General features: G+C 73.4%; 11 protein-coding genes and 1 tRNA gene. 3 read left to right on the top strand and 9 right to left on the bottom strand.

Annotated elements, in window-relative coordinates; translation table 11 throughout:
• Window positions 1–149: 149 nt before the first annotated feature.
• Both LZ495_RS44815 and LZ495_RS13800 read right to left on the bottom strand, forming a co-directional pair.
• Window positions 150–1,445 carry an MHYT domain-containing protein gene (locus LZ495_RS44815; RefSeq protein WP_308268073.1) on the bottom strand — a complete coding sequence of 432 codons (1,296 nt, stop codon included), beginning with the start codon at window positions 1,443–1,445 and terminating at the stop codon, window positions 150–152.
• 128 nt (window positions 1,446–1,573) lie between these two features.
• Complete coding sequence (locus LZ495_RS13800) at window positions 1,574–2,698, bottom strand: P1 family peptidase (protein ID WP_235052446.1); 1,125 nt, start codon at window positions 2,696–2,698, stop codon at window positions 1,574–1,576.
• A gap of 361 nt (window positions 2,699–3,059) precedes the next feature.
• Here LZ495_RS13800 and LZ495_RS13795 point away from each other — a divergent pair, with 361 nt between their 5' ends.
• Window positions 3,060–4,397: an MFS transporter gene (locus tag LZ495_RS13795; RefSeq protein ID WP_235052445.1), complete on the top strand. Its 1,338-nt coding sequence runs from the start codon at window positions 3,060–3,062 to the stop codon at window positions 4,395–4,397.
• Here the strand turns inward: LZ495_RS13795 and LZ495_RS13790 are convergent.
• A complete protein-coding gene (locus LZ495_RS13790; protein ID WP_235052444.1) occupies window positions 4,309–5,487 on the bottom strand; it encodes a CaiB/BaiF CoA transferase family protein in 1,179 nt (392 codons plus the stop codon). The genes LZ495_RS13795 and LZ495_RS13790 overlap by 89 nt on opposite strands.
• Before the next feature lie 60 nt (window positions 5,488–5,547).
• Window positions 5,548–6,081 (bottom strand): DUF4383 domain-containing protein, encoded by a 534-nt coding sequence (locus LZ495_RS13785; RefSeq protein ID WP_235052443.1) that lies wholly within the window; start codon window positions 6,079–6,081, stop codon window positions 5,548–5,550.
• 218 nt (window positions 6,082–6,299) lie between these two features.
• On the opposite strand from LZ495_RS13785, the gene LZ495_RS13780 reads away from it, so the two are divergent.
• Window positions 6,300–6,770, top strand: coding sequence for a VOC family protein (locus LZ495_RS13780; protein WP_235052442.1), 471 nt, complete (start codon window positions 6,300–6,302; stop codon window positions 6,768–6,770).
• Window positions 6,771–6,980: 210 nt separating this feature from the next.
• Here the strand turns inward: LZ495_RS13780 and LZ495_RS13775 are convergent, their stop codons facing one another.
• Both LZ495_RS13775 and LZ495_RS13770 read right to left on the bottom strand, forming a co-directional pair.
• A complete protein-coding gene (locus LZ495_RS13775; protein ID WP_235052441.1) occupies window positions 6,981–8,177 on the bottom strand; it encodes a cytochrome P450 in 1,197 nt (398 codons plus the stop codon).
• 226 nt (window positions 8,178–8,403) lie between these two features.
• Window positions 8,404–8,475 (bottom strand) — tRNA-Val (locus LZ495_RS13770).
• Window positions 8,476–8,703: 228 nt separating this feature from the next.
• Between LZ495_RS13770 and LZ495_RS13765 the strand changes: the two genes are divergently transcribed.
• Complete coding sequence (locus tag LZ495_RS13765) at window positions 8,704–9,405, top strand: restriction endonuclease (RefSeq protein WP_235052440.1); 702 nt, start codon at window positions 8,704–8,706, stop codon at window positions 9,403–9,405.
• Between the two features lie 68 nt (window positions 9,406–9,473).
• Here the strand turns inward: LZ495_RS13765 and LZ495_RS13760 are convergent, their stop codons facing one another.
• From LZ495_RS13760 to LZ495_RS13750, 3 genes are all read right to left on the bottom strand, one after another.
• Window positions 9,474–9,971: a Rieske (2Fe-2S) protein gene (locus LZ495_RS13760; RefSeq protein ID WP_235052439.1), complete on the bottom strand. Its 498-nt coding sequence runs from the start codon at window positions 9,969–9,971 to the stop codon at window positions 9,474–9,476.
• Between the two features lie 165 nt (window positions 9,972–10,136).
• Complete coding sequence (locus tag LZ495_RS13755; protein WP_235052438.1) at window positions 10,137–13,046, bottom strand: poly(A) polymerase; 2,910 nt, start codon at window positions 13,044–13,046, stop codon at window positions 10,137–10,139.
• A complete protein-coding gene (locus tag LZ495_RS13750; protein ID WP_235052437.1) occupies window positions 13,046–14,950 on the bottom strand; it encodes an RNA ligase family protein in 1,905 nt (634 codons plus the stop codon). Before LZ495_RS13750 ends, LZ495_RS13755 begins: the two co-directional genes overlap by 1 nt.
• Window positions 14,951–14,975: the final 25 nt, after the last annotated feature.

Here is a 14,975-nt window from a genome sequence, read left to right as displayed (position 1 = left end):
CCTGCCTCCCCCTGGTGGGCGTCTGCTGTGCGTTTGCTGTCCGCACAGCTTCGGCCCCCGGGATTGCGGCCGCATCACTCCAGCGTGTCCGCGGCGTTACGGATCGTCAGAGCGATGCGGGCGGAGCCGTCCGGCCCGCCCGGGGCTGCTCAGAGCCGCGGGTTCCGGAAGAAGTCCTCGTGGGCGCCCGGCTCTTGGCCGCGCTGCTGTCCCTGCCCTTGCCCCTGTCCTTGTCCGTATCCTTGCCCCGGTGTCCGCCCCTGCGCCTGCCCGTGCGATTGCCCGGGGCGGCGCTGCGGCATGGGCGGCAGCGGAGTGCCGTTCGGCGGGGTCGGCACCGCACCGGAAGCGGAATGCGGAATTCCGCCGGGGGCCGGGTGCCGGAGGCCCGGCGCGGTGAATCCGGAATTCCCCCAGAGCGATTCCGAGATCGACTCCTCGGCGGCCGGCTCGGGGGCCGGGCGGGCCGGCCGCGCGGCGGACCGGCGGCTGCGTTCCGGGCGTATCGTGCCGCGCCGCCGAATTACCTGGTCCTGGGTCAGCCGCTGCAGCCTGGTGGCCAGTTCCGCCTCTTCCTGCATTTCGTCCTCGGTCGGCGAGAGCGCGACGATGAAGAGTGTGACGAAAGTGAAGAGACTGATTCCGGTGATGAGCGGGGCGAGGAACTGCACGGGTTCGGCGCCGTGTGCCATGCCGCTCGACCCGGACATGTCCACACTCATCGAGTACATTCCGGTGTAGTGCATTCCACTCACCGCGAGGCCCATGATGAGTGCGGAAGTCGCGGTGGCCGCCGGGCCTTTGATGTTGAACGCCATCCACAGCGCGACGGTGGCCGCGACCACGGCGATGGCGACCGAGACCCCGACGATGAGCGTGTCGTAGTTGACCTCGGCCCGGAGCCACATCGCGGACATGCCCATGTAGTGCATGCTCGCCACTCCGGCCCCGGTGACCGTGCCGCCCAGCAGCAGCGCGGCGACCCGGTTCCCGGCGTAGCCGACGATCGACAGGCCGAGGCCGACCACCGCGATCGAGACGGCGAGGCTGAGGATCGTGCGCTGCACGTCGTAGCGAATGCCGGTGCCTTCCACGGAGAATCCCAGCATCGCAATGAAATGCATGACCCAGATTCCGGTTCCGCCGATCGAGGCGGCGGCGAGAATCAGCCATCGGCCGCGCGCCCAGCCGGCCACCGCGCGAGCCCGTGAGGTGCACAGAAGGCCGAGTCCGGAACCGAGGCAGGACATCACATAGGCCAGAGCCGGGGTGAGGGGTCCTGCCGAGAAATGGTCGATCGTCCCCATTCCGCCGCGCCTCCTAGATCGCCTGCCTGTCGACGGCCCCCGACGCGCATGCAGTTCATGCGCTCGGGCGGCCGGAAGCCGTGGGGGCGGCGGAAACCGGAAATTCGAGCGCTGCGGGGGATGATAGGGGCTGGACAACCGCGTGTGCACTGCACCTTAACCGCGGAGTTTCAGTCGATCTTGAAGGCCTGGTACGGGAGTTGCGTATTCCGCGGCTGCGGGAATCGGCCCGTTCCCTCCGGAATCATCGGGAATTGGCCGGGAATTCAGGGGCGCGGCCGGTGACGGGCGGTGGCCCTCGGATACAGCGAGCGATAGGACGGCACCGGGCCGGCGGCCATATCCGTCGATTCCGCCGCAAGAACCCCGTCCACGATCGCCCGGGCCAGAACGTCCGCGGCGGCTGCATGAATTGCCGCGAGAGCGGCTGCTTCCGCGTCCACTCCGTAGGGGCTGTCCGGGGGGACCGCGGGCAGCGGCCGGGTCCCGGTGGCGAGGACGAAGACGGTGTCGCCGTCGAACAGGGTGTGCGCCGGACGCAGCGCGCGGGCCATCCCGTCGTGCGCCGCACCGGCCGTCTTGAGCGCCTGCGCGCGGGTGAGCGCGGCGTCCGTCGCCACCACGGCCACCGTCGTGTTGAGCGGCGGGGGAGTCTCCGCCAGGGCGGCGAAATACGCCATCGCGGCGGCGTGTTCGTCGGCCGGGGGAGCAGCCCTGGGGAATTCGCCGGGCAGCCCGAGATGAGCCCCGTACAGCCGTCCGTCGGCCGGGTCGGCCGGTGATCCCGCGGCGTTCACCACCGCCAGCGCGGCCACCGTCACGCCGCCGTCGAGAACGCAACTCGCGGTCCCGACCCCTCCTTTCAGGCCACCGGCGACGGCGCCCGTGCCGGCGCCCAGCACGCCGGTGCGCATGGGTGCGCGGTCCGGCGTCTCGGCGGCCCGCTCGGCGGCCAGCCGGCCCAGAGCCGCATCCGGACGGCGCCGGAAATCGCCGCCGCGGCCCAGGTCGAAGATCGCCGCCGCGGGCACCACGGGGACCACTTCGTGCGGCGCGGTGCCGACCGGGAAGCCGCGGCCCTGGTCCTCCAGCCACGCCATCACCCCCGAGGCGGCCTCCAGGCCGTAGGCGCTGCCGCCGCACAGCGCGACGGCCTCGATGCGCGGCACCAGGTTCCGCGGGTCCAGCGCATCGGTCTCCCGGGTGCCGGGCCCGCCGCCGCGGACCTCCACCGCGGCCACCGCCCCGCCGGGCGGGGTCAGCACAACGGTGACGCCGGTCAGTGCACCGCCGCCGACGTACTCGGCGTGCCCGACCCGGAGCCCGGCGACGTCGGTGAGCGCGTTGTTGGGGCCGGGGGCGGCCGGAATCGCGTGCGGCACGGTGGTCATGGCTCTCCAGGTTCTGCGGGAGCGCCGGCCCGATCGGGGGCTGATCGGGCCGGTTCGGGTGCTCCGGACCGGACGCTGCGGCTCGGGGCGGCGCGGGAGCGCGGGGCGGGGCGCTGCGCCCCGCCCCGCGCAGCGCTTCGACCCTCACACTGCACGCCCGCTGCTCCCAAACCGGCACGCCGAGCATGGACGCCGAACTGCCGGGGACCGCGGCTGCCGAGACTGCCGAGACTGCCGAGCCACGGCGGTGCGCGCTCCGCGCTGTCCACCCTTCAATATCCATGTCTCATAAAATGAGATTCCATGTAGCGTGCATGCTGTTGTCGCGGGCCGCCGGCCCGGTCGGCGGGAGGGGGCGGTCGTGCACGCAGAGGGAAAGGGCTCGCGGCGGCGGTGGCGCATGCTCGCGGTGGGCATGACCGCGCAGTGCGCGAGCTGCGTCTTCCTGTACGGACTGGCCTACCTGGTGCCGGTGTTGCGGGCCGACGAAGGCATGTCGCTGACCGCCGCAGGCACCTTGGTCACCTGTCCCACGATCGGTCTGATGGCCACCCTGGTGCTGTGGGGCGCGGCCGCCGACCGGTTCGGGGAGCGCGTCGTCATGGCGTCCGGCATGCTGCTGGCCGGCGGCGCGATCGGCCTGGCGGTCAGCCGGGACGGCGTGGTGTGGATGGGGACGTGGCTGGCCGTCGCAGGCGCGTGCAGCGCCTCGGTCAACGCGGCCAGCGGCCGCGTGGTGCTGGGCTGGTTCGGGCCCGAGCAGCGCGGCGTGGCCATGGGCGTGCGGCAGATGGCCCAGCCGCTGGGCATGGTCGCGGGTGCGCTGGTGCTGCCGCCGATCGGCAGTGCGCACGGCTTCCGGACCGCGCTGCTGTTCCCGATGGTCTTCTGCGTGCTGGCCGGGCTGGCGGTCGCGTTCTTCGTCGCCGACCCGCCCCGCGAGGCGCCCGCCGCGGGTGCGGACCGGCCCGCTTCGCCGTACGGGACGCCGGTGCTGTTCCGGATCCACGCGGCCGGCGCGCTGCTGGTGATACCGCAGTTCGTGGTGGTCTCGTACTCCGCGGACTACCTGGTGCAGGAGCACGGCTGGACCGCGACGTCGGCCGGCCGCCTGCTGGCCGTCGTGCAGACCGCCGCGGCGGTGTCCCGGCTGGTCGTCGGTGCGTGGTCGGACCGCATGGGCTCGCGGCTGATCCCCATGCGCCGCCTGTCGCTCGCGAACGCGGCGGCGGTCGCCGCGCTGGCGGTGGCGGCGCTGGGGCAGTCGTGGCCGGCCGTCGTCGCCCTGCTGGTCGCCTCGGTGGCCACGGTCTGCTGGAACGGCGTGGCGTTCACCTCGGTCGCCGAACTGGCCGGATCCGCCTGGGCGGGACGGGCGCTGGGCATCCACAACACCGGGCAGAACCTGGCCGCGGCGGCCAGTCCGCCGGTGTTCGCGATGGTGATCGGCGGCCCGGGCTACGCGGCGGCCTACGGGATATGCGCGGTGATCCCGCTGGCCGCGGCCGCACTGACCCCGGTCGGCGCGGAGCGGGGTGCGGGGCGGAATGCGGAGCGGGGTAAGGATCGAGGTGCGGATCCAGGTACGGAGCGGGGTGCGGATCGCCCGGTCAGAGCCCGAGTTCGGCCCGGATCGCCGCACCGTGCTGATCGACCGACGGAATCGGACCCATCGCAGGCTCGCGGCCCGGCACGGTGACCGGCGGCAGCAGGGCCCGCAACGGCCCGCCGGGCGAGTCCACTTCGCGCCACCGGTCGCGGGCGGCCAGCTGCGGGTGGCCGGCGAATCCGGCCATGTCGCGCAGCATCGCATTGGCGATGCCCGCCCGGTCGAGCTTGGCCAGCACCTCGTCGGCGGTCGCGTCGGAGAACGCCGCCGCGATCTCGGCGTCCAGTTCGTCGCGGTGCGCGAGCCGGTCCGGATTGGCCGCGTACCGCGGGTCGTGCTCCAACTCGGGCCGGGCCAGCACGTCCCGGCACAGCACGCCCCACTCGCGCTGGTTCTGCACGGCCAGGAACACCTGGCCGCCGTCGCCCGCGGGGAAGGGGCCGTACGGGGCGATCGTGGCGTGCCGGGCGCCGCTGCGGACCGGTGGCACGCCGCCGTACTGCGCCCAGTAGTAGGGGAAGCCCATCCACTCGCCGAGCGCCTCCAGCATCGAGACTTCGAACCGGCCGCCCTGCCCGGTGAGTTCGCGCTCGTACAGGGCGGTCAGCACCCCGGTGAAGGCGTACATGCCGGCCGCGATGTCGGCTACCGCGATGCCCGCCTTCGCGGGCCCCTCGGGGCCGCCGGTGATCGAGGGCAGCCCCGTCTCGCACTGCACGAGCAGGTCGTACGCCTTCTTGTCGCGGTACGGACCGGTCGTGCCGTAGCCGGAGATGCCGCACGCGATCAGCCGCGGATGCCGCGCGGTGAGCTCCTCGGCGCCCAGGCCGAGGCGCTCCGCGGCCCCCGGCGCGAGGTTCTGCACGAACACGTCGGCGCGCGCCAGCAGCCGGTCCAGGACCTCGCGGTCGCCGCCTTCCCTGCCGTCCTTGAGGTCGAGCGCGATCGACTCCTTGCCGCGGTTGAGCCACACGAAATGGCTCGACTGGCCGTGCACCACACCGTCGTACGCGCGCGCGAAGTCGCCGTCGCCGGGCCGCTCCACCTTGACCACGCGGGCGCCGAGATCGGCCAGCTGCCGGGTGGCGAACGGAGCGGCGACCGCCTGCTCCAGCGCGACCACCGTGACTCCGGCCAGGGGCAGGGCGGCGGCGGGCGGCGGGTGCGGCGGCATCGGCATGGGGCCTCCTCGGGTCCTTCCGGCGGTTCCGGGCGGGGAGACCCCATCATCCACTGCGGGTCAGTGCGCGTTCACCGGGCCACCGGGCAGGCCGCGTGCCTTGGTCTGCCGCGCGGTGTCCTCGCGGGCCGCCTGGTGGGCGTGCCGGGACCGCCAGTACGGATTGTCGTGCGGCAGGGCGCTGCCCACCCGGCCGTACATGCCGCAGACCATGAGCACCAGTCCGACCGCGAAGCTGAAGATCACGTTGGACATCGTGAAGCCCAGCACGTTGGCGTCCTTGCCGAGCAGCGCGAGGTTCACGAACCCGCTGAGCACGAAGAGGATGCCCACGGTGATGTTGAGCGTGGAGGCGAAGTTGCCGCCCCGGAACGCGCCCGCGATCAGGATCAGCCCGACCGCGACGGACAGGATGCCCAGTGCGCCGTTGGCGGACAGGCCGGCGACGTCCTTGCCCGTGGTGCCGAAGAAGTCGAGCTGGTCCACCAGCGCCAGGATGCCGAAGACGAGCAGGAAGACCCCGACCGCGCCGGCTCCGAAGCGGTAGACCTGGCTGAGCCGGTGATCCACCGGCAATTCGTCGTGGAGCTTCATCGGACGCCTCCTCGGGATCGCGGCAGGGTCCGTTTCTTGATGCTTTCTTCCTAATACGATGGTGATCCTGATTCGCCGGAATGCCAAGTGCGTCCGATGCCGCGTGCCTCTCGCTCCTTGGGCCTCGCGTTGTTACGGTGCGCGCAGCCGATGGATCTGACGAACCGTCAGTGAATTCGCCGCTGAACCCGCACCGTCGTCCGGCCCAGGGAGTACCCATGTCCGATGCCACCGCCGCGCCGCTCGCCGGCGACGCGTACGCCGTCTCGCACTTCGGTCTGTGCGTCGCCGACCTCGACCGGGCGATGCGCTTCTACTGCGAGGGCCTCGGCTTCGCGCCGGTCATCTCGTACGAGATCGGGAACGAGGCGGCCGCGGCCCTGGAGGTGCCCGGCGACGTGCGGCTCACCTCGCAGATGATCGCCAAGGGCACCTTGATGATCGAGCTGCTGCACTACGCGTCGCCCGGTGCGACCGGCGCCCCGTCCGCGCAGCGCAACCAGCTCGGGCTCACCCACCTCAGTTTCGTCGTGGAGGACGTGGACGCCGCCGGCGCCCGGCTCGCCGAGTTCGGCGGCACGGTGCTGGACGGCACCCGCACCAGCATGAAGACCGAGCTGGGCAGCGCCGAACTGCTGTTCCTCGCGGACCCGGACGGCACGCGCGTCGAGCTGATGAAACTCGGCTGACATACAGGCGCCGAACGCCTCGGAGTGCGGCCGCTCGGAAGGCCGCACTCCGGTTGGTGTAACAGATCGTTCACGTTGAGATAACGGCCAGGACACGAGCTCTGGTGATCCTTGGGCGTGGGAGCAGCAAGTCCCACCCCTCAGGGGATCCGCGGCGTGCTTCAGGTGCCGTCGCGGATCGCCCCTGGGCCCCTTGCCTTTCGGCGCGGATCAGCGCGGTACGAGCTCGATGTAGGCCGACTTGATGCCGTGCACGAAGGCGTTCGGCATGTCGACCACCTCGGTGCCGGGCGCGAGCCGGATGCCCCGGACCCGGCGCAGCAGTTCCTCGAAGAAGATCCGGATCTCCAGCCGGGCCAGCGGCGCGCCCAGGCAGAAGTGCGTGCCGAAGCCGAACGTGATGTGGTCGTTCGGCGTCCGGGTGACGTCGAAGCGCTCCGGGTCGGTGAAGACGCGCGGGTCGCGGTTCGCCGAGCCGTACATCAGGACGACCTGGTGCCCGTCCGGGATCGTGGTGCCGCCCACCTGCTGGTCGCCGACCGCGACCCGGCACATGTTGTGGATGGGCGTGACGTACCGGATGAACTCCTCGGTGGCGACCGCCAGATCGGCGCCGTTCTCGAGCAGGTCCCACTGGTCGGGGTGCTCGATCAGGTTGAGGAACGTGCGGGCGATGACCGTGCGCGTGGTCTCCGCACCGCCGTCGAGCAGCAGCAGGCAGTCGCTGAACACCTCGGCGGGGCCGATCGGCACGCCGTCGATGGACGCCTTGGTCCAGGTGCTCATGACATCGTCCGCCGGGCAGCGCTTCTTCTCCTCGAACAGCGCCAGCGCGGAGGTCGCGAACTCGCCTGCCGCGGCCTTGCCGTCGTCGGTGAAGTAGCGCGGACCGCCGCCCAGCGCGATGGTGCGCTCCGACCAGTCGCGCAGCAGCGGCCACTGCTCGTCCGGGAAGCCGAGCAGCCGGCCGATCATCTTGGCGGGCAGCACGGACGCGAGGTCCGCGACCACCTCGACGGTGCCCTTGGCGACCGCCTCGTCCAGCAGTTCGACCACCACCGTGCGCACGTGGCTCTCCCACTCGCGCACCCCGCGCGGTGTGAACCACTTGCTGACCAGCTTGCGGCGCTGGTTGTGCAGCGGGTTGTCGAGCCCGATGATCGCCGGGTCGGCGGGGATGTTCGGCCGGTAACCGCCCTTGTTGCGGTCCGAGTTCACGAAGTGCTCGCTGCGCGCCTCGACGTCCTTGAGGTCCGCGTAGCGGAAGATCCCCCAGAGCTCGTTGACCTCGTCCCAGGCCACCGGCTCGTGGTCCCGGAACCACGCGAAGACGGGGTACGGGTCGCGGGCGTAGAAGTCGCCGTCGAGCAGGTCGAGCGTGGGGCGGCTGGGTGCGGTGGCGTCCATGAGGCCGTACCGAACCACGGATCGGGCCCGGATACCAGACTCGGACAAGGATCTGAGGGGGAGCCGGGAAACGGCAGAGCGACGTGGTCTGCACAGTGTGCCGACAGCGTCGCGAGGGGTGTCGGGGGTGCGGGTGGCGGAGCCCCCGCGCGCGGCGAAGCCGCGGAAAAGACCGAAAGCGACCCGGTCCGCGCTCTCCGCGGACATGGGTCGCTCTCGATTTCGGTGGGCGATACTGGGATCGAACCAGTGACCCCTTCGGTGTGAACGAAGTGCTCTCCCGCTGAGCTAATCGCCCGGAATCGGGATCAAGAATACGGGGTAGTGGGGCATGGTTTGCAACCCGGTACCTGCGCGCCTCTCGTGGCGTGTGCCGCAGACCTTCACTGCATGGGCGCGATAGCGTCGGGAACGGGCCTTCACCAGGGCCGGGGACGCGGACTAGTGCGGGGGAGCGGCAGCGGTGAGCCAGGTGCGACGGCCGGCGCGCGGTGGGGGCAGGACGACCCGGACTTCGCGGTCGCGCGTGCCGCGGCAGCGGCGCCGTCCGGCCCGCAGTCCCCGCAACTCCCGTCCCTCGACCGGGCGGCGGCTCCTCACCCGGTTCTACGCCGCGGCCACGCTGGCGTTCTGCATAGCCGCAGGCATCGCCGGCTATCTGCGCGAATGGCAGGTGCTGGCCGGCATCGTGGCGGGTGCCGCGCTCCTGGTCGCGCTCGTGCTCGGGGTGCGCTGGCTCGTGGCCGGCATCCGGCACGGCTTCGGTGCGCGGTCCCGCAGCAGGGCCGCCGCGCAGCGCCGGATCACCCGGTCACTGGCGGCGGTCGACGCCATGGACGGCACCGCGTTCGAGCACCACGTCGCGGACCTGTGCCGCCGGGACGGCTGCACCCAGGTGCAGGTCGGCGGCGGTGCCGGCGACCTCGGTGCGGATGTGACCGGCCGCCTCCCCAACGGCCGGTCGATGGTCATCCAGTGCAAGCGGTACGCCCCGGACCGCAGCGTGGGCAGCCCGGACATGCAGCGCTTCGTCGGCACTGCACGTCCGGTGCACAACGCGGAAGTGGCGGTCTTCGTGGCGAGTTGCCGGTTCACCGGGCCCGCGCGCGACCTCGCGCACGGGCAGCGCATCGTCCCGGTGGACCGCGATCTGCTCGGGCTGTGGATGAACGGCACCCCGCTCAACTCGATCATCGCCATGACGGCGACCAGCACCACGCGGGCCTGATCCGCCCGCGGCGCCCGGCCTGGTGGGCCCGGGCCTGGCGGGCCCGGCCTCGCGCCGGCCGGCCCTGGTCAGGCCAGGGAGATCTGGTCCCCGCTCGTGGTGATCTGCTTCTCGGCCAGGGGCTTGGTGGCCGGGCCGTTCTTCACCGAGCCGTCGGCCGCGGAGAACTTGCTGCCGTGGCAGGCGCAGTTGATGGTGCCGTTGGAGACGGTCGCCACCGTGCAGCCCTGGTGGGTGCAGGTCGCGCTGAACGCCTTGAAGGTGCCCGCGGTCGGCTGCGTGACGACGACCTTCTCGGCTTCGATGATCTTGCCGCCGCCGACCGGGATGTCGGTGGTCTTGGCGAGCGCCTTGCCGGCCGGCGCGCCGGAGCCCGCCCCGGTGGACCCGCTCGTGCTGCCGCTGCCGGACGGCTGGCTGCTCCCGCCGCCGGTCGCGTCCGGGGTCCCGGCCGGGGGCGTCTCCTTGTCGTCGCTGCCGCAGGCGACCAGCGCGGCGCCGCCGACCGCAGCCGCCGAGACGGCCAGGACTCTCCGCCGGCCTACACCCGTGATGTCCGTGTCCATCGTTACCCCTGGTGAACTCGAAGGGGCGCGCCGCGACCTCCGGGCACGCATGCCATCCACACGTACGAGAACGACGCGGGGGTTCAACGAGTCCGACGTCCGTTCGGGTGAGCGCCTGGGCAAGGCGCCGGGCAAGTGGCGGGGGCAGCCGGGGCCGCCGCCGGGTCAGGCGCGGCGCAGCGTCGGGACTTCGCCGCCCCCGGCATGCCGGACCGCGACCCCCGGCAGACCCTTGGCCCAAGGGCCGGACAGGGCCGCGAGGGCGTCGGCGGTCGGCGGCGTGCGGCCGAGGCCGACCGCGTACGAGGCGCCCGAGGCGGTCCGGTCGAAGGGGTGCGGCCATGCGTGGGCGTCCGGGACCCCGGCTTCCGCGAGTGTGGTCAGCAGCGCCCGCATGCGTCCGCGGACCCGGCCGAGCGCCTGCCGGAACTCCTCGGGTCCGGCGGAACGGATGTCCACCACGGCCCAGGCAGCGTGGCGGCGGTGCAGGTCCGGTGCCGCGAACAAGGCCGCGGGGTCCGCACCCGAGTCGAGGATCTCCCAGGCCCGGTAGAGCTCGTGGCCGAGCAGGTCGCGTCCGCCGGGGCCGACTTGTTCGGCGCAGTTCCGGATCGGGGCCGTGGGTGTGAGGACGGTGACCGGGGCGGCGGGCACGGTCGCGGCGGTCGCCGCCGACTCCAGGGCGACCGGTGTACGCCAGTCCCACGCCGCCCAGGTGGCGAAGAACTCGGCGAGCCGGGCCTCGTCGTCCAGGCCCGCGGTGTCCCGGACGACGCGGGCCGCGAGGACGCTCCAGGCCAGCCCGGGCAGTCCGCCGAACGGCGCGGCGTCCAGTCCGCGGGCCCGGGCCCAGGCCTTGACGGTGCGCGCGAGCCGCGCGAAGGCCTGCGGGTCGGCGTGCACCGCGGCCCGGACCGCGTCGGCGTCGGTGACCGCGCTCAGCGCGAGCGCCGCTGCTTCGTCCGACGCGGCAAGACGGGCGGCGGCCTCGGCGACCGGCACCGTTCCGCAGGGGACGAGGACCAGGTCGACGCCGAGGCCTCCCGCGGTCAGGCGCAGCCCCGGCACGCGGGCCCCGGCGACCTGTCGCAGCGCGGTGGCATCCGGCAGCGCGGCCGCGATGCGGGCGGCAAGGGCTTCGGGATCCGGGGCGCCCGGCAGCGCGGCGACCAAGTCGAGGTCGGCACCGGCGAGTTCGCCGCCCATACGGCGCGATCCGGCGATCCGGACGTCGGCCTCGGGCAGCGCGGCGGCGATCCGCTGCACGACGTCGGCAGCGCGTTCCTGCTCGTCGCGCGGCGATGCTTCGGCTGCCGACGGGTATGCGGGCCCGGGCTCGGGAAGCCACCGGGCGTCGCCCGTGCCGAGGGTGAACACCGCGCGCGGATACATGGGTTCGTCGCCGCGGCGGGAGAGCAGGACGAACTCGCCGACCGGCACAGTGCGCGGCAGGCGCCGGGCGGACAGCAGGGCCTGGGCGTCCGCGGCCACGCGCTGCGGGTCCTTGGCGCGCCCCAGCGTCAGATGCGGGGTGAAGCCTTCGGCGCGGCCCTGGCAGCGCGGGAAGCGGCGTACCAGCGCGGCCCGCAGCTGCTGCCATGCTTCGTCGCCGTCGGCGGCCGGGGCGAGCCACACCGTCGCGTCGTCGCGGTGCCCGAACGTGTGCACGCCGTCGAGTGCTGCCTCGAACGGGGCTGTATCGGCGGCAACTTCGGCCAGAAGGGCGGCGGCCTCGGTGAAGTCGGACTCGGGGACGAAGCCGAAGAGCAGGTTCACGTGCGGCGGCCAGCGGTGGATCTGCGGGTCGTGCGCGGTGCGGACCTCCTGCAGGGCCGGCCACGCGGTCTCCGGGGGGATCCAGGCCACGGCGGTGCGTGCGGTCGGGGCGGAGTTGAGGATGCTCTCGGCCGTGCCCGAGGCCTCGGCTGCGCCGACGGCCAAGTCGACCTGCACGCCGTAGTGGTCGGAGGCGAACAGCCCGTCGTCCGCGGGTCGGTCGCCGAGCAGCACGGCCGCAGTGGGCCGCAGCCCGAGTGCGCTGCCAGGCCCGTCGGCGCGCAGCAGCACGCGGTCGAGCCGCGAGGCGCGGCCGGACAGCGAGGAGACCGCGGCGAGCGGATTGGCCACCGGATCGAACGTGGCGGTCTCGTCCCCGGGGCCCAGCACCTCGGTCCAGGCATCGCGCAGCCCGAGCACACCGGCCGGGCCGTCGGCGCCCGAGCGCCCGTCGTTGAAGTCGCCGACCAGCACGGCATCGCCGTCGACATCGGCCAATCCCTCGGCGATCCGCGCCAGTTCGGCGCTCCGGCGGGACGCGCCGCCCTGCGAGTGGTCGCTGGTCAGGTGGGTCGCCGCGACGACGAGGGGGCCGGCCGGCGTCGCCACGGTGATCGCGGACAGCGCCTTGTAGGGGCCGAGCATGTGCTGACCGGCCTCGCGGACCGGGAGGCGGCTGAGGAACAGCAGCCCGGTGCGGTCGATTTCGCGGGAGGCCGGGTCGGCGCCGAGCGTGTAGCCGCGGCGCACCCAGGGCTCGGCGGCAAGCAGCGCGAGCAGCGCGGGCTCGACCTCCTGCAGCGCGATGACGTCGGCATCGGCCTGTTCGAGCGCCGCGGCCAGGAGCGGGCGCCGGCGGTCGGTCTCGATGAGGTCGCGGTCGTAGCGGTCCCAGAGGGTGTTCCAGGTGAGGACGCGTACGGATGCGGGTGTGCCGTTCGCGGCAGCCGGCGTGCCCGTCGTCCCGGTGGCGGGCGCGGGGCACCAGCCGGCCGCCGCGTCCCAGACGAAGGGGGTGCGGGCCGTGAAGAACGGTGCGCGCAGCCGGCGCGGGTCCTGCACCCGCCCGGCCTTGGATGTGTCCACGGTGTCCAGGCCGGTGGCGCGGTCCCACACCACCTCGCCGTCCGCCTCGATGAACATGATGCGGTGCCACGGGATGTCGCCGCCGGGCACGAACGCGGGCAGTGGGATGCGCTTCGGCGGCGCGTTGCGGCGGTTGACGCCGAGCACGAAGCGGGCCGGGTCGAAACGCGGATCCCAGCGGACCCGGTGGTAGATCTCCTCGCTGGTGTGCATCAGCCCTCCTCGCCCGGCGGGTCCGCGGCTGCGGACCCGCGGGGATCGCCCGAGGCGCCGTCCCAAGAGCGGTCCCAGGAGTGGTCCCAGGCGTCGTACGCGTCCGGGGCGGGGACGAGCGCGCCGTCGGCGTCCCGCACGGCGCCGGATGCGTCGATGTACCAAGTGCGGTGCGCCTGCCCGGGATAGGGCGGGCCGTAGCGGTGCATCTGGGCGGTCAGCACGTCGGCGGGCACCGGGTGCGGCCGTACTGCGTTGCGCCGCATGAGTTCGTCCTCGTCGACCAGGACGACCGCGTGGGTGGTCAGGGCATCGCGGCCGGATGCCACCGCGTGGACGAGCGAACGCTGCTGGTGGTTCAGGGAAGTCGCGTCCCACACCACCGTGCCGCCCGCGGCAAGTGCCTTGTCCAGCCGGTCCAGGCCTTGGCGCAGGACGTCGCTGTTGGCGCGCTGGTCGGCGCGTGAACCGCGGGCTTCGCGCAGATCGTCGAGCGAGATGTACGCGTCGACCCCGGGCAGGCCCGCGCCGAACGTGCTCTTGCCGCTGCCGGACGGCCCGACCAGATGGATCAGCCGGGGGAAGGCGCCCGAGCGCCACCGCCATGTCGCCGCCGCGGCTTCTTCGACCAACGCATCGGCGGGGGCTCCGGGTTGCAGCCCCAGACCGGCGCCGATGCGGCCCTGCGCGTGCAGTTCGCGGGCCTCGGCCCAGCACCGGTCGCGGACCGCCGGATCGAGCCCGGCCAGCGCGGTGCCCAGCCCGGCGCGCAGCGCGGCAAGCGGGGCCGGGCCCAGCAGCGCGGCGTCCTCGGCGTGGAGCATCGACCAGTCGATCTGCTCGCGTGCGTCCCGGACTTCGGCCGGGGCGGCGGCCGGATCGGCGAGGGCGGCGTACGCGACCGCGTGCAGGGCGCCGAGGTCGGCGGAGTGCGCGAGCCGGGCCAAGCCGCTGCGGCGCTGCTCGTCCGGGTACGGGCGGTGCAGCGCGGCCTGCAGCCCGGCAAGGTCCGCGATGCGGCGGGCGAGCGGCATGCCGAGCGGGCCGGCCAGGCGGGCCGCCAGCCAGGGGCGGCGCGTACCGTGCAGCATCGCGGCGAGCACCCCGGCGAGGCGGGCGTCGCCGGTGCGGCCGAGGGCGTCCAGGCGGGCGGCGGCTTCGGCCGCCACGGCCGAATCCCTTTCTTCCGCCGCTTTTTCGGGCCCGATCCCGGGGGGCAGACCGAGTGCCGTGCGGAGCGCGGCGGGATCCGCAGGGGCGCCGGAGCGGACCGCCCAAAGCGCGGCGGACGGGCCGAGCCCGTTCTCCACGACCTCGGCGAACATCCAGTGCGCGTCGGTCTGCACGTGCCGCGCCCGCACCCACTTGGCGACGCGGCGGCCGAACTCCGCGCGCGGGAAGCCGTCGACGGTCCGCACCACGAAGCCCTCTTGGCGTGCGGTGTCCAGGCGCAGGGCGCGCAGGGCGCGTTCGTCGAACGTGCCGCGCCACAGCACGGGCGGCGTCGGCACCCCGAGGCGGCGCAGGAACGCCACGGTCCGGTCCCAGCCGAGGCAGTGGTCGCCGGCCCAGACCGAGAAGCCGTAGAACCAGCTGTCGAGGTCGTCGTACGCCAGCGAATGCCGCGCGTACATGTTCTCCCCGCAGACGCGCCAGCCGTCCGGGATGCCCGGGCCGACACGGCCTTGCAGGCCTTTGACCCAGGCCCGCGACGGGTGGTGCGCGGAGTCCAGCGAGCGGGCGTGCAGGCCGTCCGCGTACAAGGTGGTGTTCTCGCCGTCGAGCTTCTCGGTGACCACGACCTCGCGGCCTGCCAGCCCGGACAGGTCGCCGGCGCGCACGTCGTCGGACGAGGCGCCGGGCGACCACGGCAGATGCGCCGTGCGTGGATAGTGCACCCGCATGACCGCCTCCGTCGCCCCGAACCCC

The sequence above is a fragment of the Yinghuangia soli genome (assembly GCF_021502675.1).
Taxonomy (GTDB): Bacteria; Actinomycetota; Actinomycetes; order Streptomycetales; family Streptomycetaceae; genus Yinghuangia; species Yinghuangia soli.
The sequence above is the reverse complement of the archived record's forward strand: the minus strand, read 5'-3'. Positions and strand labels throughout refer to the sequence as shown.

Bases quoted from the DNA above. Each gene is read 5' to 3' on its own strand.
- LZ495_RS13775 (WP_235052441.1), bottom strand. From the start codon at position 8,177: ATGGACGCCACCGCACCCAGCCGCCCCACGCTCGACCTGCTCGACGGC.
- LZ495_RS13785 (WP_235052443.1), bottom strand. From the start codon at position 6,081: ATGAAGCTCCACGACGAATTGCCGGTGGATCACCGGCTCAGCCAGGTC.
- LZ495_RS13780 (WP_235052442.1), top strand. From the start codon at position 6,300: ATGTCCGATGCCACCGCCGCGCCGCTCGCCGGCGACGCGTACGCCGTC.
- LZ495_RS13800 (WP_235052446.1), bottom strand. From the start codon at position 2,698: ATGACCACCGTGCCGCACGCGATTCCGGCCGCCCCCGGCCCCAACAAC.
- LZ495_RS13750 (WP_235052437.1), bottom strand. From the start codon at position 14,950: ATGCGGGTGCACTATCCACGCACGGCGCATCTGCCGTGGTCGCCCGGC.
- LZ495_RS13755 (WP_235052438.1), bottom strand. From the start codon at position 13,046: ATGCACACCAGCGAGGAGATCTACCACCGGGTCCGCTGGGATCCGCGT.
- LZ495_RS13790 (WP_235052444.1), bottom strand. From the start codon at position 5,487: ATGCCGATGCCGCCGCACCCGCCGCCCGCCGCCGCCCTGCCCCTGGCC.
- LZ495_RS13760 (WP_235052439.1), bottom strand. From the start codon at position 9,971: ATGGACACGGACATCACGGGTGTAGGCCGGCGGAGAGTCCTGGCCGTC.